Source organism: Gimesia chilikensis, from assembly GCF_008329715.1.
Classification (GTDB): Bacteria; Planctomycetota; Planctomycetia; order Planctomycetales; family Planctomycetaceae; genus Gimesia; species Gimesia chilikensis.
Genome location: NZ_VTSR01000022.1, coordinates 147,273 through 171,441, shown reverse-complemented (window position 1 = coordinate 171,441; position 24,169 = coordinate 147,273). Strand labels below are relative to the sequence as shown.

Below are 24,169 nucleotides of genomic sequence, written 5' to 3'. Positions count from 1 at the left end.
TGTGTTATCAAAACTGTGAGGAACACCATGCGTGCCCGAAACTGCAACCCCCTTTTTGTTTCTGCCCTGCTCAATCTGTCTGTTGCCAGTCTGCTCCTACTCAGCACAGCCCATACCGTTTACGCCATCGATGCGAAAAAGCCGCGTCCCACCCTGGCCGACACGATCCAGCAGAGCCAGATTCCCCGCGAACAGTTTTACGGCGAGGTGAAATTACTGCATGCACCGAACCCCATGGACGTCCAATTTTCAGAAGACGGATCCGTCCTGTTCTCCCAGGCAGAAACGATTCGCCTCTGGCGGAGCGACGATGGGACCTACCTGGGCAGCATCGCCGGTCCCGCCCGATTCCGCAAGTTCGCCCAGCTGAATCACTCCCGCTGGCTGGTCACCGTGGATGACATGGAGGAAGAAAACCAGACCGGCTGGTACTACAGCATGCCCCAGCTCATCCCCTGTCTCAGAATCTGGGATGTCCACACGGGAGAATGCCTGGCAGTCCGCCGCTTGCGGGTTCCCATCAATGTGGAACGGCTCTGGATAAAAGCGATTGCCACCTCCACCGATTCCACCTGGGTCCTGTTTGAATCTCGTTTCAACAAAGAAAAAGCTGAACAGGAACAGGAGAGTTTTCTGGATGGATACTCAGGAGACTACTGTTTTCTGGCAGGCTTCCTCGGCCCCGAACTGACTCCCACCTGCCATCTGGAATTCGATGAATTATCCAATTACCGTCACCTCCAATATAACTCGCACAACGGAAAACTTCTGATCTATGGAGAGACCAATTTAGCCTGCTTCGACCCGGACAGTCAGAAAATCATCTGGTCGACCAGTTGCCACGAACTGGATTTAAAACATAATGAAATCAAGGGAGTCATCAATCTGGAGCAACCGTTTCAAATGGAGCTGGCGGAGTCCGGTAAACAGAGAAGCTTTACCCCCTTCATCGTCCAGTTTGAATCGAATCCCCGGTATAAAGTGCCTGTGACGGGTGTTGACTTCTCAAAGCTCACCCTGCTCAACTGGGGACTGATCGATCCTTCCAACGGCAAGTTACTCCACCATGATATGGTAATGAGAGAAACGGGCCCGGGAAACTACAAAACGCCCAAAACTGAAAACCTCAAATTTCCAGGACCGAAGGATGCCAATACGTTAAATGCCTGGATCTATGATAAGCAGGACCATGCCATCAAGGCGATTGATCTGGTCGATGCCTGGACCAGAGACTCCAGCCCTGTAAAGGACCGCACATTTACCATTAAAAAATCACGCGGTGACGCACTGGGGGAGAGATGGAACCTGGACCGCGACGACATGCGAAATGATGTTCACGCGCAGACCTGGAGCAGCACTTCCGGGCGGATGTGCATCATTCGTGGTTATACTCCAGAGATCGACCTGTATGACCTCGCGACCGGAAACACGATCGCGCAGCCGTCAGGGACGGTCAACGCCCTCTCCAGATTCACCTCCGGTAAACTCGCAGCTTCACTGGACTGGAATGATGTCTCCGTATTCGATTTCAAAGCACAGGGAGCACTCGAGCGGACCTTCAATACCAAAGTAATCCAGAACTCCTGTCTGGCGCTCTCCCAGGATGCGTCCCTGCTACTCGTGGGAGAAAATTCGGGAAATGCAGGCGTCTGGGATCTGTCTCAACAAAGCAGAACCTGTGCACTGGAAGGGGGGACGGAAAAGCTGTTTCACATCGCAGTCAACGCTACCTCTAACAGAATCGCCGCCCTCGATTGGGACGGCACCCTCTGGCACTGGCAGACTTCGACAACGCATACGAACCCGGGGGAAATGCAACTGCTCCGTGCGCATTCACAGAAAAAACCAACACGCCCGGAAGAGTACTATAATAACGAATTCGCTTACCGCATTCCCCGCTCGTTATGCGACCTCTCAGCCAACGCTGCTCTCTACCTGGCGTTCAGAGCATATGGAGTCGCGGAAGAAGATAACTATGGTGAGCTCAGCCATGGGCTTCCCGGCAAGGATCTCATCGCCAGAATCTATCAAGGGCTAGGGCGTTATTTCTTTTTTGAGTACACACATGGTGCTGTGGTGGAACTGCGCGAAGGGCAACCGCAGAAACTATTAACCCCGCCCGTCTATCACCAAAGCCAGCTGATGCAGGTCAGATGCACCGCCGACGGTCGCTTTGCGATGTTCGTCTTCGATACCGGACAGATCCTGATCCTCAATCTCAAGGCGGGAATTTTGGAATCGATCATTCCTACCGGCCTGTCAGAAATCATGGATGTCAACTATCACCCGCAGCAAAAAACCCTGCTGGTTGCCTGCTACCGAGGAACCATCACCGCCTGGAATTCCGACACGTTCCTCCAGACAGGCCTCCTGCAACTGAATGACGCCAGGCTGGAACACATGTCCTCTCAACCGGCGGCAGACGGCTTCGACCTGGTCCTGGGCACCTGGGATACCGGCCTGATCGTCAAGCAGGGTGTCTTTAAGGAAAAAGATCAAAAACCAACACGCCTCCCGGCACTCCCGTTTCCTGTAAAACTTCCCGGTCATTGAGACTGTAACCATGAGCAGCTCCCCTGAAATCTCGTCCGCACAAAGATTGAGGAACTCCATGCCACAGCAGCACCTCACGAATGTTTTGAATTCCGGATGGTTCTTCCGATTTGCAGCCTGTCTGCTGCTGCTCAGCGCGACCCGCGCGGCATTTGCCATCGAAGCGAATAAACCACAACTTACCCTGGCCGATACGATTCAGCAGAGTCAGATTCCCCGTGAGCAGTTTTATGGTGAGGTTAAGTTACTGCACAGCCCTTTTCCAATTGATATTCAATTTTCTGACGATGGATCTGTTTTGTTCTCGTTAGCGGAAACAGTTCGTTTGTGGAGAAGTGATACGGGCGCGTATTTAGGAAGTATCTCGGGACCAGAAAAATTCAGTAAATTTGCAGTGTTTAACAAATCGCGCCAGATGATCACTCTTGATCGTATCGGTGCGGATGATCATGGATTGTACTATGGAGTACCGCAGAATTTGCCCCATCTGAGAGTTTGGGATCTCACCACAGGCAAGTGTCTGGCAATCCGTCGCCTGAAAATTCCGGTTAACGCCTATAAAATAAGAGTCTCCTCCCTGGTATCCGCTCAGTTTCAACAGATGACCTATGTCATCTTAGAGTACGAAAGCGATGAGGAAAGGGGACTTTCCTTAAACTATCCTCTTCTTTTAGGTTTTCACGGCCAAACTTTAACCCCAGCATTCAGGTTTGAATTTGACTACTATATTGAATCCCTGAACTGGGACTCGCGAACCAGACAGCTCCATATATATGCCGCCAATAGTGTGGCTGGTTTTGATCCTGTCTCTAAGGAAATCCTTTGGAAGAAAAGTTTAGATCAACACAATATGCAAGCCATACCTGACGAAGTATCAGGTAGCATCTCTCTGCCGACTAATGACCAGAATGGCATTGACGAATTACGCTACAAATCGGCGGTGCAACGCTGGTATATCTTTAATAAGACCTTGCCCGGTCGCGAGAAGATCATCTGGAGTAAGGCAGCAAATCGAGCCTGTCACATCGGTGGCGAATTTGAAGAAATCAACCTCTTTAATACCAAAACCCGGAAACGCGTTGCTCCCGTAACCGGTATGGTCAATGCCCTCAGCACCCTTTCTGAAAATAGATTTGCCTCTGCGTCTGACTATCATGATGTGTCCGTATTTCAATTGGAAACCCCTGATCGCATTCACCGTCTTTTTCACACAGAAGTTCCCGAGAATTCCTGTGTCGCGATTTCCAGAGATGCAACCATGTTGTTAACTGGTACTACTTCCGGTAAAGCATATCTATGGAACCTGACCCAAGACCAAAAACGGTTCAAGCTGACCGGCGTACCAAAAGTAGTCCTGTGTATCGCCGCAGACACTTCTCAAAATAAAATCGCTGCCTGTGATCTTAACGGTGATTTCTGGTACTGGAATCTCCCAGTTTCTTCCACAGAAGCTACGGAAACGTCGCGTCACTTAATCGCGAAGCAAAATAAGCGACCAGCTAAGTCACGCTATCCAAATGATCTGTCACACGCAGAATTAACGAATTCACTTTGTACATTCTCTCCTGATGGCAAGCTTGCTCTGTGTTATCAAACACTTGAATTTAAAGATCCTCCCCTGTTTCCGGTAAAAGAAGAAGACACTTTCCCATCACCAGGGTTCCAGTTAGTTGCAAAACTGAATGATGAACGAGTCTATGGAGAGGTTATTGTAACAGAAAACACAGAATCACAAAGAATCCTGACTCCAGCGATTGGCCGTCATGATGTATTAATTCAAATAAAAAGCACACCTGATGGGCGCTTTGCCCTGTTTGTATTCAGTACCGGTCAAATAACGATTATTGATTTGCAGACAAAAACTCTTGAATCCATTATTCAGACCAATGATCTGGAAATCGTCGATGTTGACTTTCACTCCGATCAGCACACTTTGCTGGTCGCTTCCTATCGTGGAGCAGTCACAGCCTGGAATACTGAAACATTTCTCAAAACAGGATCACTGCAACTTTATGATTCACGGCTCAATTTTTTGAGTTCGCGTGTTGCGAAACAGGGCTTTGATCTGATCCTGGGCACACGCGACACCGGCTTGATTGTCAAACACGGCGTCTTTCCAGCAGCGGAACGCCAAGGTCAGAAACCACCGGCACTTTACATCCCCTTTAATCCAGACAATCAATAATAAAACCACCTTCACTTCCGCACCGCATCATACTGCGTCAGATACCAGTTCTCCGCGAGCTGATCTGATCGGACGAGGTATGAAGTCCAGTTGTCACCGCTAATTTCGACCTGCGGACCGCTGCTCCCTGGCGGATGATATTCCAGCAGGTACAGGTAGTGCGGCGACAGTGCGAAGCTGACGCCGCCGTCAGGAAGTTGTTCAACGTCCGCACCGAATTGTTCGTAGGTTCGATACTGCGTCTTTCCCAGAGGGGTGAGTTTTCCTGGACGTTTTTCATGCGCAAAATACCTGCCAATCTCTGGCAGTGTTCCAGGTCTCGTAGGCCACTCCTCTAATAGCGGTCCCAGCGCTCTTTGAAACCGGCGTAAATCATTCGAAATACGGTATCGCGCCGCGTACCAGAGCAGATTATCCTGTTGAGATGTGACAACTGCGAGGCCACAGACTACCAATGTGAATCCGACCAGATACGTCTTACTCGCGCCCCTCAAAATGACGTGTGTCCCTGCCAGCAGCAAAGCAACTGCACTCCCACACATGATGAAGATCATCGCAGCAATTCGGGAACCGAGGACCGAAAAAGAATGCGTCCTCTGGTAAAATGAGGGTTCTTCTGTAACTGGAAACATCAGATCACTCAATGAGCTCAGCTTGAGGTACCCCTCCCCCATGTCATCAGGGATACTCAAATCAACCCGTGCCCAGGTATACGCGGATTGAAAACTGGCATCCCACCAGAGCCAGACAGGCACGATGAGCAGCACCAGCCAGAGAAACCCCAGTGACCATTTGGAAGTCCTGGCAGTAACCTTTCGAACCACCGCGAGTAGTCTTTTCACTTTCGCGCGGAAATTGTGTGTTGCCCAGACAAAGAGAACAAAACCAGCCAGACAAATCAGGCCCCCCTCCAGCCGGTATACCCGAAAACGCGACCATCCGCCCGCAAACATCCACACGGCAACCACTTGCAGAAACAGCCGCACCAAACGTCCCGACAACGGGATATGGTCGCACTCCTCGCAGACGTCGGACTGGATAATGCGGAACACGACCCTCCGATTGCCGCCACATTTTTCGCATTTCAAAACCATAGTTTCGAAAACGAAAACGCCTGCCACGGGATCAAACTAATTCAGAATTGCTGAAGAAAGATCATTGTGAGCTCAAATCAGCTCGCTGATCAACTCTCGGCGTTCCAGAATGTACCGCGGGCGGCCACTGTGATCCAGGAACGTGGTTGAGGGATCGATGCCCAGGTGGCGGTAGAGCATCGCCAGTACATTCTCAGGGCGATACGGCGCGTCGATTGGCGTCCCGCCCTCTGCGTCGGAGGCACCAATCACCTGGCCGGTTTTGATGCCGCCGCCCGCTAAAGCGACGCTCATGACACGGCCCCAGTGATCGCGGCCGGCGTTCTTGTTGAATTTCGGCGTCCGACCGAATTCGCCCATCGCCACCACCATCACTTTTTTATCGATGCCGCGGGCGTGCAGATCTTCCACGAGTGCCGCGAAGGCACGGTCGTAGGGAATCGCTTTCTGCTTCATTCGTTTGACCAGATCACGATGGTCGTCCCAGCTGGGGCCGGTCACCCGCACCGATGCCACGGTCACCCCGTGTTCCACCAGGCGGCGGGCCAGCAGAATGTTCTGGCCGAAGGAGTTCCTGCCGTATCGGTCGCGCGTCGCCTCATCTTCCTGGGAGATATCAAAGGCATTCCGCGCCGCATCGCCGGCCACCATCTCGAAGGCTTCCCGGGTGAACTGATCCATGGCATCGCCCACGCCATTGTTGTCGATGATCTCGCGTGTGGCGTCAAACCCCTTCAGCAACTTCTTACGGTCTTTGAGACGTTCTGAAGTCAGACCGCGTAACAGCGTCAGGTTGGGCACCTCAAAGTTTTTCCGGTCTGCATCGCGAGCGGTAATGAACGGGTTATACCCCTTCCCCAGCCAGGCGGCGCGACCAAATCGCATATCGCGGGGCAGTGAAACATACGCGGGAATTCCCTGTTCGTTACTGCCGCGGACCTTGGAGGTAATACAGCCGATGCTCGGCATTTCGTTTTCGTTACTCTGTCGATCACGCAGATAATACCCGGTCTGCGTCAGGTGACTGCTGGTCCGATGGCTGCCCGAATTGTGATGAATCGAGCGAATGACCGCCAGCTTATCCATCACCTGTGCCTGCTCTTTCATGAACTCACTGAACTGCACGCCGGGGACAGAGGTGCTGATCGGATTCAACGGACCGCGATAATCAGAAGGTGCATTGGGTTTCGGATCGTAAGTCTCATGCTGCGTCGGTCCCCCCGCCAGTTCCAGAAAGATGATCGCCGTATCGTCCTGCGCGCGTCCGTTCGTCGAGGCAGCCTGGGCTTTGAGACGCCGAATTTCAGGGAGAGACAGCCCCATCAGGCCGGTCAGACCTGCCTGGATGACTGAGCGTCGCGAGATTCCATCACAAAATTCAGAGGTTCGTCGAGACATTCCTGCTCCTTTCCCGGGTGTGTCAGGTGGGATGGTTGCGGGTGAGCAATCATTGCTTACGGGTGGGAAAGCTCAATCATACAGGAAAAGCGACATCGCATCAACACTTGTCAATATATTCAAGATGCGTTTTACTGTTCGAACTGATGTTCGATTCCAAACAAGTTTGTATCGGGCACTTTAGAAAACGAAAACACCGTCAAACCGGCTGATCTCTTTCTCCAATATCCTGCTCTACCTGCAAAGTATGAGTGTTGAGCTGATATTTTCCTGACGAAGTCCATCCTGGATCCATGCGAGCTTCGTTTTTGTTCCTCTCAAATCATTCAAGAGAGCCTTGGATTCCTGCAAGGGAACCTGCAAACGTTCCCTGATGACGCGTAACGCACGAACGGTATCCTTTCGATCGTCCAGAACCAATTGCCATTCGCCCTCTTCAGCCAGTATTGCTGGTCGCAAATCTTCTGGAAGTTCACCCCTTCCATCAAATTCAGCGATGGAACCACAGGATTCACAAGTTGCCCGACCAGACCAGCACAACTCCCCTGCAATCAGTCGTTGTCCATAAATGACAACCTCTGTTGAACCACAATCAGAACAGATTTGTGTGTACTGAGCCATGGGATTTCTCTTCATCATCAGCAAAGAATACTCAATATATTCAGGAGCATTACTCTTCTTCCTCCGGTGTCTGCTCTCCAGCTTGCTTACTTCGTCCCCATAATCGTTTCCAGGGGATATTTGAAAAGAGGATCCCGAAGAGAATCGTCAGGTTAATACCGTGAACGAGATTCTTATGCCCTGACATCTCCAGCATTTTCATCGTCCCGGCAAAACAGCACAGGACCATTCCCCCAGCAGCAAACGCGCCAGCCAACGCAACAAATTCGTACCAGCGAGAAGGGCTCTGTTTATTGCGTCTATCGGCTTTGCGTGCCACATAAAACAAAATTGCCGCTGGTATCAGCGCGAAATACCACAACACCCCGACAAAGAAACCGAAAATCAATGAGACGCTGATAATCAGAATACGAACGAGATCAGAAAGTTGATTATCCATGCTCCCACCTCGATTACTCAGTTAAAAAGTCAGCCCTGCTTTCAAATCTGCTACTTCAACCCCGCCGGTTCCCCCAGCACCTGGATACTCAGCAGATGATGCAACGGCATTTTGGTGCCGCGTTCGACCACGGGGACTTTGCCATCCTCTTCCAGGTCTGTTTTCATCAACTTCCAGAGCACGCGTTTGTCACGGGTGATTTCAAACGCCTGCACGTCGTTGTCCATCCCTTTGCGATGATGATAATCGGAATTGATCACCACGAGATTCCCGTTGTTCCGCACCTGCACTCCTACCGGATACAACAGTTCGAAACCGAGATCGTCCCGCTTGTCCAGCTCCCAGGTAATCTTCCCTTCGGGATCGACTTCGATGATTCGATATGAAGTAATACAGGGAATCAGCGTCCTCCCGTTTTCCAGCCGGATCGCCGTAAAGGCACGGTCGTTCTCATTCAACTTATACCGCCAGACCTCTTTCCCTTTAGAATCCAATTCCAGAATCACCTTGTTGTCACGATACGAAATCAGATACGTCCCCTGCGGCGTCTTGCGTGCCTGCATATACCGGTTATGAACATTCTTGCCGCCATCGGGCAGATCGATTGATAACGTCACATTCTGCTGCCGATCCACTTCCAGCAACTTCTGATTGCCGCAATCCAGAATCAGCACCTTTCCATCACCCAGCGGCTGACAGGAATTGATCTCCTGCTTACCTTTGATCGGAGGGACTTTGTAATCCCACACCGTCTCTTTCGCCTGATTGACTTCCCGCACGCCGAACCGGTGCGCAAACAGCACATTCCCGTTCGGCAGCTTCCAGGCATCGTAGACGGTTTCAATGCCGGGCTGCTGGTAATGCCAGACGATGTCATTCTGCCCGTCCAGTTCCAGAACCCCTTCCCCATAGCCGATCAGCAGTCGCCGCTCGTCCTGCTTTTTGACCGCTACGGTTTCAGGCTCCCCTTTCAGCAGCCGACTCGCCTTGCCGGCCAGCTTGAGATAATGATCGCTGGGCAACCCTTCGTACGTGACAAACTTGCCCCCGTTCCCGGTCGGCGGGTGATTGGTACATTTGAAAATCGCCGTCGCTTCGTCTACTTCATCGAACATCGCGATATACAGCATCCCACAGCCAATCCGCCCCGCCGCCTTGATCTGGGACCAGAGGAAATCCCCTTTCCGCCGCGGAATCTGATTCAGTTCCCCGCCGTGCAGGTTGTGCCAGCTGAATCCCGGGAACGCAACCGGCAGGAAGTCAAGTCCCGCCTCTGCGCACCACCGTTGGTCCGGCTGCCAGACCTGTTCCGCATGCCGATCAGCCTCTTTGGGACTTCGATAGCGGCCCACCGTCCAGGGGCTGATTACATCAGCGGCTTTGATAATCTCCTTGAGCAGCGGATCGTCCACCGCGTCCCGCGTCCCCTCGCGCCAGTAGGAAGGAACCCCCAGCATCACCGCGCAGCCGTTCCTCTTGAACAGTTTCACCAGTTCATAACATTCCTGGAGCGAATACGGCCGATTGTCACTGAAGCCGACACCCCACACCGCGACCAGCGGTTTTCCATTGTGCCGCTGGTACTGAGTATCCTCAGCCACCCGCTGGATCTCGCGCAGTTCCGTCCAGTCATCAAAGACCCGCTCAACCTCTCCTGCCTGCAGACCACTCAGGTCATACATCACGGCGAACGTGCGTCCCGACTCTCTGGCCCCCTCGCGTACATGGTTCAACACCAGGTTCTTATTCTGAAGCAATCTCGCATTCGACAGCCCGGAAGCAAACCGTTGCAGAAAGGCCCCATCGATCCCGTATTCCTGCATCCAGCGAAAATGTCGCAACACGGTTTTACGATTCGCACTGCTGAAAACTTCCGCCCGGCTGCCGTCTGCACGGCGAAATCCGGTCGCATAGCGTTCATCGGCGTCCAGTTCCGAAACATCGGGCCACAGATCCACGGTCACATTTCCCGGACCGAATTGTCGATGCCCCAGCCGGGCCCAGTGCTTCCAGCCCAACCCGGAGCCATCCTCCGGACAGTTAAACCAACCCTGGTAACCCACCATGACTTTTCCGGTTAACGTCCCGGGATCGACCGGCTGCACATTCTTCTCATCCTGAGCAGCCAGCGGTTGTACCAGGCAGGTCAGTAGAATTACCAGCAGCAAAATACAGGCAGCAGCGCTTCGATTCATATCTCTATTTCCAGATCCTGTTCGGACATACTTCAATCAGACTTCAGGGACCAGCTTGACCGGATACGTATTTCCTGAAGCAAACTGCGGCACATAAATCGCTCCATCCGCAGCAACCACCAGGTCATGCGGATGCCGAAAGAAGCCCCCCTGTTGCGACATCGGCTGCAACCTCCCATTCACATAACGTGGAGCCGTCCCGCCGATATTCGACACAATTTTATAATCGCGATCCAGCACCGAAATATACCCCTTGCTCTCCCGGTCTTTCGGCCAGTTATCCGCCAGGTGGGGCACAAACATGTGTTCGCCCACAATCTGAATCATCCGCGGATTCGAACCGGGCAACGATATCTCCTCGATCAGCTTCCCTTCCAGCGTGAGTCGCTTGATCGTCTGCTGATCGCTCATCGCAATCACCAGTTCGGGCGCCCCCGGACCACGCGTATCAATCACGCCCCCGTGCGGCCCCCAGTGGGCGATGCCCCCTTCCGGACCGCCAAAGTAATCCAGCAGCTTTCCCGCACGGTTGTAACGCAGGATGTAATCTTTGCCGTAGCCATCGAGTACGAAGAAATCCCCGTTCGGCAGATGCAGCGTCCAGGCCGGGCGATACTCTTTCTCATTGGCATACTTGCCCGTCGACTTGGGATACTCCAGCTCCATCAGAATTTCGCCGTCCAGCGTCGTCTTGAAGACCCGGTGCAGATTGAGATCGGTGATGAACAGCACCTCCCTCCCCTCTTCTTTCACGATCTCCAGACCATGGGCCCCGGGAAACCGCGTTCCCCATTTCTGCAGCAGTTTCCCGTCTTTGTCATACACGATCACATTATTCGCACAATGATCGGTAAGTAAATAAATCCGCCCCCGCGCATCAACCACCATCGCACTGCAGTTCTTCACCGGCGTCCTTTCATCGAGCACACCCCACCCGGCGACAGGCCGATAACGAAACTTCCCCTGCCCCAGCACAGGCAGCTGCCGCTCTTCCGCAGCCAGCCGCCCCGCCCCCAGCGCACAGGCCCCAGTGAGCAGACTCTGATGGAGAAAATCGCGTCGATGCAGTTGGTGATTAGACATGAGTGACTACCTGATGAAGTTCATAATAAAAGTATGGTTTCTCATTTCCTGAGTGGTGAATCAGCTGGATTATTCTCGCTTATTTAAATATTCAATAATAAATGCATGTGTCTCGCGAACCTGTTCATTTGAATGATTCTGCATGAGTTGAAGAAGTTCTTCACACTTTTCCGGATCAACCAGATGTGACCATAAGAGTTGATCTACAATTCCTGCAGACCAGCATTGAACACCCTCATCCTGATCTTCTAACAGGCCCTTAATCCACGGCAAGACACTACTGTCAGCTACGACACGCAAAAGTTCGATAGCATCACGCCGCGTTTGAGAATCTTCTTCATTCTGGTAGATCTCATAACATCGTTCCATTGCACACCGGGGATGAAGCAGCCAGAGAACATGGCGGACCAATTCAGATCCTTTTTTATGACTGACATAATGATCAACGGCAGCTCGCAAATTCGACGATCCAATAATCATTGCAACGGCTTCACGTGCAGTTTTACTACCGCCACTCTCCCCATTTTCCTGAAGTGTACCAAGCTTCCTGGCAATTGCCGTCCAATCGATTTCGCCCTGGTTCATTTCATCTGACAAAGCCATTCCGTTCATCCTCTTCTCTCTAAATCATCTGCGACTAAGACTGATCATTCGGATTCACAATCTTCCGCCAGCCCGGGTAGTTGGGCACGTCGATGCAGTCGGTGGTGGAACATGATTAATCCTTTGAAAATCAGATGCTTCTCTCATTTACCTTCAGCACGCCAGCGTTTCATTAAATTGATATTGGCTTCCAGTTGCTTCGCCTCAGCCGGATTCCGTTTGCGACTCTTCGCCAGGTAGGGCGCCATATCACTATCGTACATCGCCTCTGATTCAGGGAAACGACCGCGGTCATCCGTCTCGAGTTCCCAGTTGGCCAGCAGGCACCGCATTTGTGCGACCTGCTGTTTAAATGCCGGGTCGCCAGCCAGATTGTGGATCTCCCAGGGATCTTGAGCCAGATCGTAGAACTCTTCTTCCGGCCGCGTCTCAGCCAGGTGCAGAGACTGCACCGCGTTCAACTTTCCCGCAGCATTTAATTCACGCAGCACCGGCATGAACGGTTTCCCGTCCTTATATTTACACGGCTGTAGATACGGGCGTTGAGGCAGATAATTGCGGATATACTTGAAATTGCCTTTCCGGATACTGCGGATATGATCTACGGTTTCATCACAACGGTCGCGGGCTGACACCACATACGCACGCGGCTTCGCCTGCGAACCAAACAGGGGGCGTCCCTGCATCCACTGCGGAATTTCGATTCCCGCCAGTGCCAGACTCGTCGCGGAAAGATCGATCTGAGCAATCAGATCATCGCGTACGACTCCGGCAGGTAAATACTCTGGTGCCCAGACAACAAACGGGATTTTCACCCCTTCCTCATAGAGGAACTGTTTGCCCCGGGCATGACTGATTCCATGATCGGTCAGAAAAAAGACAACGGTATTGTCGAGTACATTTTCCTCTTTCAACTGCTGGAGGATGTTTCCCACCTGATAATCGGTGTAGGACACGGAGTTCAAATAGGCAGCCCAGTCTTCGCGGATCACGGGATGGTCCGGGTAGTAAGGAGGCAGCGTGACTTCGTCTGCCGTTACGAGCTGTTTCAGACCGACTTTGACTTCTGCATACCAGCGATCCACATTTCGCAGTTTCCCGCCCTGAATTTGATACTGCGCAAAGAACGGTTGGCCGGGCGCCCGTTTTCTCCAGTCGAATCCATCGTAGAGATCCGCTTTCTGGTAAACGAAATTGTAATCTTCTTTTCCCGGGCGGGTCCCTTCCGGGTTGGCATTCGTGGTGAAATAACCGGCTGCACGAAACAGCTCAGGGATGGTCTGCATCCCTTCCGGCAAATGAATCTTTAACTCTCCCCGGGAGCTGCGATGATGATGCGCGCCAATTGTGGTCTGGTACATTCCCGTAATTACCGCCGAGCGAAATGCAGAACAGACCGGAGCCGTCGCATAGGCATTACTGAAAATAACACCTTCCCGAGCCATTTGATCGACATGCGGTGTCTCAACCAGTTTTTCTCCCTGGTAACCAAAGTGGCACGACATGTCGTCCACCAGGATCCAGACAATGTTCGGCTTTCCCTCTCGCTGTGCGCCTGCATTCCTCGCTGGCTCATCCGCCAGAACGGAAAACACCATAGCCCATGTGAGAAACAGCAGAAACAGAAAACTTTTTATTGGAGCGCGCTTCACGTTCACTTCTTTCTGGTCTGACTTCAGAAACAACCACTAATCGTTCGGATTCACAATATTCCGCCAGTCCGGGTAGTTGGGCCGAGCCCCGGCATTCGGGCCTCCCTTGACCGGCGGCGCGGGGGGAATGATTGACAGCGTCTGCTGAAGCATCCCGCGTGCGGCTTCACCCTCTGTCCCGGCCTGGCCTGCGGCGAGGTTCTGACTCTCGGTCAAATCAACGGGCACATGAAAGAACCGCCCGTCGCGGTACAGTTTGAAACCCGCGTTCCGCACATATTGATCCCCCTGGAACCGGCCCCAGTAAGGCTGGTAGTGATTCAGTACCCACTCCCGGGGCTCTCCTGCCTGGCCATTCAGCTGAGGCAGAAAACTGCGCCCGTCGATGGGATCGCCTTTCCCCAGCTTGATCCCCGCCATCGCGGCGAAGGTGGGATAGAAATCAGTGAAATCGACCAGATCGTCCAGCACCACTCCCTGCGGCGTGTGTCCTTTCCAGTACGCGACCAGCGGCACATGCGTGCCCATGTCGGTGGTCGAACCTTTCCCGCCATGAATCGTCTGACCGTTCCACTGAGATTTGATTTGCACATTCGTGCCATTGTCGGCGGTAAACAGGATCAGCGTGTTCTCCAGCTGGCCCACGTCCTCCACCTGTTTAACCAGCTTCCCTACGATTTGATCCAGGTAATTGACCATCGCCACAAAGTTGGCTTTCCGGGCCGCTTTCCCTTTGGGCTGTTTGTTCGCAGCCTGTGTTCGCTGTGCCGATCCAATCGTGTCGGGCGTGGGCACAAACGGATTGTGCACCAGCGTGCTCGGATAATAGACAAAGAACGGCTGATCCTTGTTCTTTCTGATGAAGTCGCACAGGAAGTCCGACATGATGTCCGGACCGTACTTCCCCTGGTTGTCTTCAATCGAAAGATATTTGCCGTTCTGTTCCAGCGGCGGACTCCAGAACCGCTCGCCGCCCCCCTCTTTAACTTTCACTCCCGTCGTCACCTGCCACAGGCAATACTCATCAAAGCCTGCTTTGAACGGTCGCGCATTATCCTTAAACCCTTCCGCCTTGTGATACAGCCCGTTCAACTGCCACTTCCCCGCGATCGCCGTCTTGTAACCTGCCGACTGCAGCAGCTGACCGAAGGTTTTCTCATTGGGATTCAGATAGCCGAAATGAGTGTAGTTGCGAAAATTGTATTTCCCCGTCATTAGCTTCACGCGGGACGGCGTGCAGAGCGGCGTGGAATAACAGTTCGTAAACCGAATGCCCTGCTTCGCCAGCGCATCGATGTGCGGCGTCTCGTAATCTTCCGCCCCGTAACTGCTGAAACATTCCCAGCTGACGTCATCCGCCATAATCAGAATAATATTCGGCCGGCGGGCCTTGGATGCAGCCTGTTCCGCGGCATGACCGGGCATCACGCAGGTCATCACAAACAGAAATAAGATCAATCCGAGTCGCTTCATTCCAACCTCATCAATTTTCTATTCGCAGAAATACAAAGAACATTGCTCACTGAAAGGAACAGGACATGCATCAATTATCCTACCCGGTTCCACCAATGATGAACAACCGCAGGCAATATATTCCATAGAATCGATATGAGCCTGTTCATCGTATGATCCTACAATCAACGGCTTCCCATCGGTCAGTCGATGTGTAAGCCCGACGACCAGGCTGATTGTCCAGCGACCAGCTGCCCATCGAGGTTTCTCCCTGTGAAACACAAAATCCGCAGAGACGGTACAGCATTCGCGAATGATCCAGGTTTGGCACACGATTCGCTTCGCTCCAGATGGTTCACAATTTTTCAGGCACCAGACTCTGACCTTTCGGAGATCAACATGCAAAAGATAAAACAGAAACACAGCACGATTGCACCACCCTGTGAGGGAGTTTTGGAGGCCATTGGTTCTACCCCCCTGATTCACCTCCGTCGCTATCTGGAATCAAGCGATGTGCAGCTTTATGCCAAACTGGAATCCTCTAACCCCGGCGGAAGTGCCAAGGACCGCCCGGCCCGGGCCATGATCGAACATGCCATCGTCTCAGGCCAGCTTGACGAGAATTCTACGATCATCGAATCCACGTCGGGCAATATGGGAATTGGTCTGGCGCAGGCCTGTAACTATTACGGGCTTCCCCTGATCTGCGTCGTCGATCCCAACGCACAGCAGCAGAATATCGCCATCATGGAAGCCTACGGCGCGATTATTGAACGCGTGACTCAGCCGCTGTATGGAGACTTTCTGAAAGCCCGCCTGACCCGTGTACAGGAACTGCTGCAACAAATTCCTCATTCATTCTGGCCCAATCAGTATGCGAACCTGCAGAATCCGCTGGCCCATGAAATGGGAACGGTCCAGGAAGTTGATGCAGCCCTGCAGGGTGAGATCGATTATCTGTTTGTCGCTACCAGCAGTGTCGGAACCGCCCGGGGTTGCCAGGAATTTTTCAGAAAACTGGGACGTAAAACGAAAGTGATTGCCGTCGATGCTGCAGGCAGCAAGCTGTTTGGTGGCTCCGGTGGCGAAAGACGCATCCCCGGTATGGGTTCCGGGAACATTCCTCCACTTGCAGCAGAACAGGACTTTCATCAGGTGATTCGTGTTACCGATCTCGACTGTGTCACCGGCTGTCGCAGGATGGTCAAGTATGAATCAATCCTGGCCGGCGGTTCGGCCGGGGGTGTACTCGAAGCAGTCCGTTCCATGATTCCAGAACTTCGCACCAAAGTCTGTGCCGCGATCCTGCATGACTCCGGCACACGTTATCTGGATACGATTTACTCAGACGAATGGGTGGAACAGGAACTGGGTTGCTCTCCGGAAGAACTGCAAATCCGAATTGAAGAACCCAGTTTCGCAGCCAGACCGTCCTCTCCCCGGAAACCAGTTTTCATTAAAGCTCCCATTCTGGAACATGCCTCAGTATGACGTTTTCGACTCACACAGCGCATCGTCCTGTAAGACGATCACTCTCCCCAAGACAGTCCCCATACCGTATCGCCTTTGTCGGTTGTGGCCCCAAAGGACTTTACTGTCTCGAAAGACTGGCATATCAGTTGGCACGCGCCACGCAACAGACGGACGTGCAGATCACGATCTACGAGCCCGCGCCGTTTCCCGGTGCGGGTTCGGTTTACGATCCCCGTCAACCACGCTTCCTGCGGATGAACTTCTCCGCAGAAAATATCGATGCCTGGCCGGAAATGGTGCGACAGCACAGTCCGCAATCTTACCCGACTTTCGTGGAGTGGCTTGACCGCCAGTACCCGACTCTGGCAACTCCTCACTGTTTTGCGCCGCGCGCCCTCGTCGGAGAATACCTCTCTGAAGCTTTTGAGCAAACCTGTGAGCGATTTCCTGATTTTGTCACCCTGCACCAGAATCCGGCCAAGGTTATGGGAATCCGTAAATCAGCATCTGGCTGGCATTTGAAAACTGCGGAAGAGGAAACGGAATTCGATGAAGTCCTGCTCGCCGTGGGGCATGAGGGCTGGAAAGCGGCCCCGGTTCCCAATGCTCCTGCTGCAAAAGTGATTGAGCAGGTTTTTCCTACCGAGCGTATGCTAAGCCCCGAACAGGTCCCCCCCTGCTCTACCGTAGCGGTCCGGGGTTTTGCCTTAACCTTTATTGATGCCTGCCTGGCACTGACGGAAGGACGCGGCGGCAGGTTCGAGCAGCACAACCATCGATGGAAATACCTTCCGTCCGGGAATGAGGTTCTCGAGGTCCTGCCTTATTCCCGGACGGGACACCCGATCCTGGCGAAACCTGACCCACGACATTTTCCAGACTGCACCGAGCTCCATGAAATCTGGGAACAGGGACGCCTCAGGTTGCTCAAACTCAAACAGCCCCGGTCAGGCCTGCATTTTCGGGACTCACTCTGGCCGGTGTTCCTGAAAACGGCTGGAGAGGCTCTGCTGGCACAGGTACCGAATCACAGTATCGGCCAGGGAACTCCGATATATGAGCTGGACTGCTGGTTTGAAAACTGGTGCAGTCGCGTCTTTACTCCATCAGAAACTCACGAGCAGATCAAGCAGTCCTGGCGTGTGGCCACCGGTCAGACAACCGCCGATGAAGCCTGGGCACTGGGTGAAACATTTCGGCAACTCTATCCCGCCCTGGTGCGGCGTATCAGTCATGGGGGACTGGCAGTTACCAGTTGGCCTGAATTCCAACTCTACGCGACGGAAATGGAGCGGCTCGCATTCGGACCTCCTGCAGAAAATACCGGACGCCTGCTGGCCCTCATCGATGCTGGGATCGTCAACCTGGATTATCTCCAGTCTGACCTGATCAATGGACAAAATCAGCTTGTATTGCAGACCGGGAAAAAACAACAACGCGTGGATCGACTGATCAACGCCGTGCTGCCTGCCGGCAATCATTTCGCACAGGACTCATTAATTGAACAACTGCTCTCTTCCGGCTGGATCAAGCGGATGCTGGGTGCGGGGGGAATCGCCATTGATGACGCAGCCCGTCCGATCCCGCCGGAGGAGCAGACCACAGAGGGACTGGCCATCATTGGTCGTGCTACAGAAGGCGCCGTACTGGGAAATGACACCCTGTCGCGTCAACTGCATTCCTGTCCGGATCTATGGGCGCGGAGTGTCTGTGACCGGATTGCGCAAAGGAACGCCTTATGAAGACCATGGAACCAAGCGCACGCGAAGAGGTCAGCCAGTCTGACCAGACTCACACATCGATGCGGACTGACTGCCAGGGTAAGCCTCCACTGACGGCCCGACTCGAACCGTGGATGACCGCCTCCGGTACGATCTCTCAACTACATCATCTGGTACAGGAACATGGTTCGCCGCTGAACCTGATCCATACCGACCCGTTCCTGCGTCACATCGATGCTCTGTATCAGGTGGCGGAATCACATCAGGTCGATTTCGATGTTTATTTCGCCCGTAAAGCCAATAAATGTCTGGCATTCATTGATGCTGCACATTCACGAGGATGCGGCATCGACACCGCCAGCGAGAATGAATTGCATCAGGTGCTCGAACATCAGGTCCCTTCAGAAAAAATCATCTGCACTGCTGCTGTCAAGTCGGAAGCCCTGTTGCAGTCCTGCATCGTTTCAGGCACCACGCTTGCCATCGATAATCCTGATGAACTCTCACGGACGGCGCTGCTCTCGGCCCGGCTGGACAGACAGGCGGAAATCGCACTGCGGATCAGCGGGTTCCGACACGACGGACATCAACTTCCCTCACGCTTCGGCTTTGATATAGAGAAGATTCTCCCCCTGCTGCGCGACCTGCAACAGTCAGCGCCGAACACCCTGCAGACTCTCAATCTGACAGGCGTCCATTTTCATCTGGACGGTTACAGCCAGGCACAACGCATCTCTGCCCTCCGACAGTTGCTCCCTCTGGTTGACCAGTTGCGAGACATGCAGTTCCCCATCCGGTTTATTGATATCGGAGGTGGTTTTCCCATGTCCTATCTCGATTCCGAGACGGAATGGAATGAGTTCTGGATGACACACAGACGGGCCCTGCTGGACAGACAGGAACCTCTCACCTGGCAGAATCACGGACTGGGACTCCAGCGCGTGGAGGACCGCCTGATCGGGAAACCACACTGCTACCCCTTTTATCAGTCCCTCGTGCAGGCAGACTGGTTCAATGGCATTTTATCTGCCCAGTACGAAACGGGAACAATCGCCTCTGCACTGCGGAAACGAACGCTTCAATTGCGCTGCGAACCGGGGCGTAGCATTCTCGATGGCTGTGGTATCACAGCAGCCCGAGTGGAATCCCGTAAGCAACAGTCCAACGGTGACTGGCTCATCGGGCTCTCCATGAATCGCACACAGTGCCGCACCAGCAGCGATGACTTTCTGGTCGACCCGTTGCTGATCCCTGCCATGGACGAATCGCCGCTTCCACGTACCCCTCCAGGAACTTCCGGTTTCCTGACGGGCGCCTACTGCACGGAATCAGAACTGCTCTGTCTGCGGAAACTCCAGTTTGCCCGGGGAGTCGGCATCGGAGACCTGATCATTTTCCCGAATACAGCAGGCTATTTCATGCACTTCCTGGAAAGTCGTTCGCACCAGTTCCCCCTGGCGAAAAATCTGGTTTATCATCCGCAGACTGGTCAATATCACCCGGATGCCATAGAAGATCTCTAACACTTTAAATCACTCTGGTGCCATGCTAAACACCAGCGAACTGTCTCCCCATAATCCTGCTCAGTCCAGGACCGCAACAGAATTAAGAAGATAACGGAACAGAATAATGACTTAGCCGGACTCAGCTCTCTGTCCCGCTGAACGAGCCCGCATCCCGACAACGACGGCGTATCTCCGCCTCGCCGTTGTCGGTTGCGGGCTTATTTTACTGATTCATTCAACAGGGGAAAGATCCGGATCCGTTCGTACTCCACTTTCGTCATCCGCTCCCGGTTATTATTCAACGCCCCGACCAGCACACTGTACTTACCGATATCAAAATCGAGCGTAAACGGCTCTCCACACTGTTTCCCATTTAAGAACACAGTGATCTTGCGGCCCTCGATCAGAATCAGTAACTGATCGATCTGGTTCACCCCGCGGGTCGGTGCCTCTTTCTCCAGTAGTTTGTACCCGGGCATCAACGTATTCTTCCGATCCCCGAACAGAGAAGCTCGGGCGGCCATTTCCCCATCCTTCAATTCGATGAGAAACCCGATATCTTCAGAAGTATGCAGATTCACCAGCCAGCCGGCGCCTTCCAGCAACTTCACATCCACCTGAATCAGCCCCGATCCGTTCCCGTCGATCCAGGGCCAGGCACCATCATAGGAACCCGCATTCATCTCGATCAACAGGCGACCGTCCCGGAAGGTGAGATTTGAAACATCAATCCGTTCCGGACCGCGGTTGAAATCAAACTCCTGAACCATGACCGGCTTCTGTCGCATCATCGCCAGCAGACGGGCCAGCATCGGATCGGGTTCGTCCAGGGGATGACTTTCGCTGGCAGGTTTTGCCACTGGTTTTTCAACAGGTGGTGCAGTCTGATCCAGCACTTCGATGACCAGCGGTTCGTTCCCGTTTTCCGCTACCACAAAATGAAACTGATCATAGCCTTTGACGATGGTCCCATTGTGGGTCACCGTTACTTCGTGTGGACCGATTCCCAGCTCAACCTCACCCTGTTTGCCAGAGAATCTGACTCGCTGTTTTCCATCGATGGTCACCACGGCTGACGGATCATCAATCGTCACCTGCACGGTCCGCTCACCGGCACGGAACAACAGGACGATCGCCCCCAGCAGAAATACGATCGGCAATGCAGCCGCCAGCAACACCGCTCGACCTGACACAGAACCATTCCGGAAGTCAAACCAGTGAGACACCGGTTGTCGCTCCGGCGTCGAGCTTGACTTTCGCTTACTTTTAGTCGCAGAGGTCTGTCCTGATTTTTTAAGGAAGGCAGTCAGCGCATCGACGACTTCCTGCATCGACTGATAACGATCGTCGATTTTCTTCGCCAGCATTTTCAGACAGATCGCTTCGAGTTCGAGCGCGACGCCCTCTACCTGACGGGAAGGAGGAACGGGCTCTGCCGTCAGAATCTGACCGATCAGAACCACGGCCGGTCCCTGGAACGGAAGCCGGCCTGTGAGCAGTTCGTACAAGATGACGCCCAGGTTGTAGATATCACTCTGTGGCCCCACCGCATCAAGGTCACCGGTGACCTGTTCGGGAGACATATACGCCGGCGACCCCATCACCATGCCGGTGACTGTCAGACGTTCCGCTTCCTGCTTTCCCAGCTGACGCGCCAGTCCGAAGTCCATAATCACGGGCTCGTTATCTTCATCCAGCATGATATTCGCCGGCTTGAGATCGCGGTGGATCACTCCCTGCTGATGCGCCGCTTCGAGCGCCAGGGCCAGTTTGCGCATCACGATCCCGATCTTACGCTGCGAACTGATTTTCCCCTGGGCGATACAAGTCGCTAACGGCATCCCGGGAATAAAAGCCATGGAAATGTAACTCACTCCCTCCTCGCTCCCGACATCATAGACAGGACAGATCCCTCGATGGCGCAGCGTGGCCGCGGAACGAGCCTCACGATAGAAACGCTCCAGCACCATCTCGGCTGACTCGGAATCATCCAGCCTGGGCACTTTCAATGCCACCTGCCGTTCCAGTTCCAGATCCTCCGCCAGGTACACGGTTCCCATCGCCCCCTGCCCCAACACCTTTTCAATCTGGTAGCGACCGAAACGCCCCTGCAACGGCTGGCTCTCTGTATCAGACTCAGAATGACCGCTCTGCCTATAATGGGCCGTCTGCTCTGCCTTCACACTCCACTCGGAAGCATAACACTGCTCCGATGCGGTAGGGCCGGCGAGTTTTTCGATCAGTGCCACGTCAGCCAGATAAGCTTCGAGCTCGACCTGGAGATGCGGGTGATCCATCACCAGCTGTTGAGCATCAATTTTCTCCCCCTGGTCGATCTTCCGCATCAGACTGGCAATAATCTGATCCAGATCGCCTTCTATCAGCTCGTACTCTTCAGACATGGTCGCCTCGCAGTGAATGGCCCTCAGTATCAGACAGCAACTACTGCCTGTATTTACCGGTCGCTTAACCTGTGTCTCGTTTCTTCCTCTGCTTTGAAATGGAGAGATTCTCCCAGGCCCCGGAACCAGAAACTGCCCGGGCCGAATCAATCATTATGCACAAACGTCTCGCCCATGGAAACCGAATTCTCAGTTCGCAGACCGCGTCCACATCCTTTCAGGCGTAACGCTTCGCGAAACCGGGCGGTGAAATATCCTGTTTTGGAAAAAAAGCCGGAAAATGGCAGGTCGGCAAACGGCATTGATTCAATCGCCGGCACCTGAAACAATGTCCCCACATCAACTATCAACTGGTCAACCTGATGCCCGAGGTAAACCTTGCGATCTTCAATCTCCCGCTGCTCTCTTTTGATTTTGCTACTCTCCCTGATCGGCATGACTGGCTGTTCAGACTCTGCTGATTCCGTAGCCACTGATCCCCCGCTGCCCGTCGCCCCGGCCAGTGACAATCAGGTTCCCGACGATCATTCATTGCCGTTAGCTGAGTACCTGGAAGCCGGAGTCCCCGCCCATGACCGTAACTGGACCGGCAGTGACATGCAGCAGGCAGCCGAAGCCCTGGGCAAACTGACCAGAGAGGACGCCGCGCTGCTCCCGCGTTACCAGAGCCCTCAGTCCGGCAAGCTCTTCGAGCGGATCACCTCAGCCGAGAATCTGGAGCTGTATCAGAACGAACAATCCCCCATTGAGGTCCGCGTGCATGAAGCCATCCTGCTGATGCAGTCCAGTAATCAGATCCTGGTTCTCTATGCCACCGCATTTGCAGACCAGAAAGTCGCCGACAGCGAACTGATCGAAATGATCGGATCTACCCTGCGTTTATCCGCCACCATCGTGAGCCTGCTCAACGAATTTCTGCCCACACTGGATAAGAATGATCCCACCTACCCCACGCGCATGGAAAGTCTGGACAACGTGCGAAAAAATCTGGCAACGGTGGTGATCGCCAATCTGAAAGTCCCGACCGAATCACACCTCTATCGCACCTCGGAACTCAAAAGGCTCCTCGGCTACATGCAGAACACCTACCCGGTAATCCTGCCCGCTCTGCCAGAAGCCAGCCGCACCGAAGCCCTGCAACGCCTGCGGACATTAATCGAAGATCCAGAAATGCAGCACCTGCAGCCCGAACTGAAATCGCTCTTAACGGCCGTCGAGCAGTCTCCCGAACAGACTGAGACAGAATCAGCGAAGCCGACGAACTAAGCTGGCTCTGCCCCGGCGGGATCATAATGTTCCTCGTACAAGACGCCCATTTCCATTCCGCTTTCCAGCTGAATGTAATCAAAGCCGCGTTCCGAACACCGCTTTCTCAGCTCATGTAGATGCGTTGACAGAATCTGGTGAAACGTCTGCCCGATTTCCCGCTCGATGGATTTGACGCATCTGCTGAATTCCTCATCGTTAGCTTCCAGCTCCTCGTCATCAGCGAAAACATAATACCGGTCCTGAATCTCCTGAATCCGCACGTGACAGGCGTCGATATAGCCCCGCTCATACTGCTCCGCAATCACGGCAGACGCAATCACCCAGCCGGTATCGGGACTTACCTGAAACAGCAGCTGATCAAAATCGACCGCATTTCCCTTGCCAATGATGTTTTCATTCAGAAACTCAAACAACGCCATTAATATTTCTTCGATACCAGATTTATGATCCTCCGGCAGAACACCTTCATAGCTGTTCGATTGGCGGCTTGACTGATCTTTCCATTCCAACATTTCTGGCCTTTT

General features: G+C 53.4%; 18 protein-coding genes. 6 read left to right on the top strand and 12 right to left on the bottom strand.

The window, feature by feature from the left end; genetic code table 11:
- Positions 1–27: 27 nt before the first annotated feature.
- Both FYZ48_RS24485 and FYZ48_RS24480 read left to right on the top strand, forming a co-directional pair.
- Positions 28–2,553, top strand: coding sequence for a WD40 repeat domain-containing protein (locus FYZ48_RS24485; RefSeq protein ID WP_149345175.1), 2,526 nt, complete (start codon positions 28–30; stop codon positions 2,551–2,553).
- Positions 2,554–2,611: 58 nt separating this feature from the next.
- Positions 2,612–4,738, top strand: a complete 2,127-nt coding sequence (locus tag FYZ48_RS24480; protein ID WP_149345174.1) for a WD40 repeat domain-containing protein — start codon at positions 2,612–2,614, stop codon at positions 4,736–4,738.
- Positions 4,739–4,749: 11 nt separating this feature from the next.
- Here the strand turns inward: FYZ48_RS24480 and FYZ48_RS24475 are convergent, their stop codons facing one another.
- The 9 genes from FYZ48_RS24475 to FYZ48_RS24435 form a co-directional block, all read right to left on the bottom strand.
- On the bottom strand, positions 4,750–5,562 hold the full coding sequence (locus FYZ48_RS24475; RefSeq protein WP_149345173.1) for a hypothetical protein: 813 nt from the start codon (positions 5,560–5,562) through the stop codon (positions 4,750–4,752).
- Positions 5,563–5,904: 342 nt separating this feature from the next.
- Complete coding sequence (locus FYZ48_RS24470; RefSeq protein ID WP_149345172.1) at positions 5,905–7,230, bottom strand: DUF1501 domain-containing protein; 1,326 nt, start codon at positions 7,228–7,230, stop codon at positions 5,905–5,907.
- 234 nt (positions 7,231–7,464) lie between these two features.
- Positions 7,465–7,851 (bottom strand): hypothetical protein, encoded by a 387-nt coding sequence (locus FYZ48_RS24465; RefSeq protein WP_149345171.1) that lies wholly within the window; start codon positions 7,849–7,851, stop codon positions 7,465–7,467.
- A gap of 49 nt (positions 7,852–7,900) precedes the next feature.
- Positions 7,901–8,290, bottom strand: coding sequence for a hypothetical protein (locus FYZ48_RS24460; RefSeq protein ID WP_149345170.1), 390 nt, complete (start codon positions 8,288–8,290; stop codon positions 7,901–7,903).
- 50 nt (positions 8,291–8,340) lie between these two features.
- Complete coding sequence (locus FYZ48_RS24455; protein WP_149345169.1) at positions 8,341–10,485, bottom strand: glycoside hydrolase family 71/99-like protein; 2,145 nt, start codon at positions 10,483–10,485, stop codon at positions 8,341–8,343.
- A gap of 36 nt (positions 10,486–10,521) precedes the next feature.
- A complete protein-coding gene (locus tag FYZ48_RS24450) occupies positions 10,522–11,568 on the bottom strand; it encodes a 6-bladed beta-propeller (RefSeq protein ID WP_149345168.1) in 1,047 nt (348 codons plus the stop codon).
- 69 nt (positions 11,569–11,637) lie between these two features.
- Entirely contained in the window at positions 11,638–12,171 is a 534-nt protein-coding gene (locus FYZ48_RS24445) for a HEAT repeat domain-containing protein (protein WP_187782195.1), read from the bottom strand.
- A gap of 143 nt (positions 12,172–12,314) precedes the next feature.
- Complete coding sequence (locus FYZ48_RS24440) at positions 12,315–13,823, bottom strand: sulfatase family protein (protein ID WP_242022760.1); 1,509 nt, start codon at positions 13,821–13,823, stop codon at positions 12,315–12,317.
- A 36-nt stretch (positions 13,824–13,859) separates the two neighbouring features.
- Positions 13,860–15,296 (bottom strand): sulfatase-like hydrolase/transferase, encoded by a 1,437-nt coding sequence (locus FYZ48_RS24435; protein ID WP_149345166.1) that lies wholly within the window; start codon positions 15,294–15,296, stop codon positions 13,860–13,862.
- A 378-nt stretch (positions 15,297–15,674) separates the two neighbouring features.
- On the opposite strand from FYZ48_RS24435, the gene sbnA reads away from it, so the two are divergent.
- Genes sbnA through FYZ48_RS24420 form a run of 3 tightly spaced genes read left to right on the top strand, consistent with a single transcriptional unit; the run spans position 15,675 to position 19,992 of the window.
- Complete coding sequence (gene sbnA / locus FYZ48_RS24430) at positions 15,675–16,766, top strand: 2,3-diaminopropionate biosynthesis protein SbnA (RefSeq protein WP_149345165.1); 1,092 nt, start codon at positions 15,675–15,677, stop codon at positions 16,764–16,766.
- Positions 16,763–18,490 carry an FAD/NAD(P)-binding protein gene (locus FYZ48_RS24425; RefSeq protein WP_149345164.1) on the top strand — a complete coding sequence of 576 codons (1,728 nt, stop codon included), beginning with the start codon at positions 16,763–16,765 and terminating at the stop codon, positions 18,488–18,490. Before sbnA ends, FYZ48_RS24425 begins: the two co-directional genes overlap by 4 nt.
- The gene (locus FYZ48_RS24420) at positions 18,487–19,992 is read left to right on the top strand and encodes a Y4yA family PLP-dependent enzyme (RefSeq protein ID WP_149345163.1); all 1,506 of its coding nucleotides are present in this window, start codon (positions 18,487–18,489) and stop codon (positions 19,990–19,992) included. Before FYZ48_RS24425 ends, FYZ48_RS24420 begins: the two co-directional genes overlap by 4 nt.
- Positions 19,993–20,192: 200 nt before the next feature.
- Here FYZ48_RS24420 and FYZ48_RS24415 read toward each other — a convergent pair whose 3' ends face one another.
- Both FYZ48_RS24415 and FYZ48_RS24410 read right to left on the bottom strand, forming a co-directional pair.
- Positions 20,193–22,376, bottom strand: coding sequence for a serine/threonine protein kinase (locus FYZ48_RS24415; RefSeq protein WP_149345162.1), 2,184 nt, complete (start codon positions 22,374–22,376; stop codon positions 20,193–20,195).
- Positions 22,377–22,522: 146 nt separating this feature from the next.
- Positions 22,523–22,813 (bottom strand): hypothetical protein, encoded by a 291-nt coding sequence (locus FYZ48_RS24410; RefSeq protein ID WP_149345161.1) that lies wholly within the window; start codon positions 22,811–22,813, stop codon positions 22,523–22,525.
- Here FYZ48_RS24410 and FYZ48_RS24405 point away from each other — a divergent pair.
- Positions 22,812–23,642: a hypothetical protein gene (locus tag FYZ48_RS24405; protein WP_149345160.1), complete on the top strand. Its 831-nt coding sequence runs from the start codon at positions 22,812–22,814 to the stop codon at positions 23,640–23,642. The genes FYZ48_RS24410 and FYZ48_RS24405 overlap by 2 nt on opposite strands.
- On the opposite strand, the gene FYZ48_RS24400 is transcribed toward FYZ48_RS24405, so the two are convergent.
- Positions 23,639–24,157, bottom strand: a complete 519-nt coding sequence (locus tag FYZ48_RS24400) for a hypothetical protein (protein ID WP_149345159.1) — start codon at positions 24,155–24,157, stop codon at positions 23,639–23,641. The genes FYZ48_RS24405 and FYZ48_RS24400 overlap by 4 nt on opposite strands.
- Between the last annotated feature and the right edge of the window lie 12 nt (positions 24,158–24,169).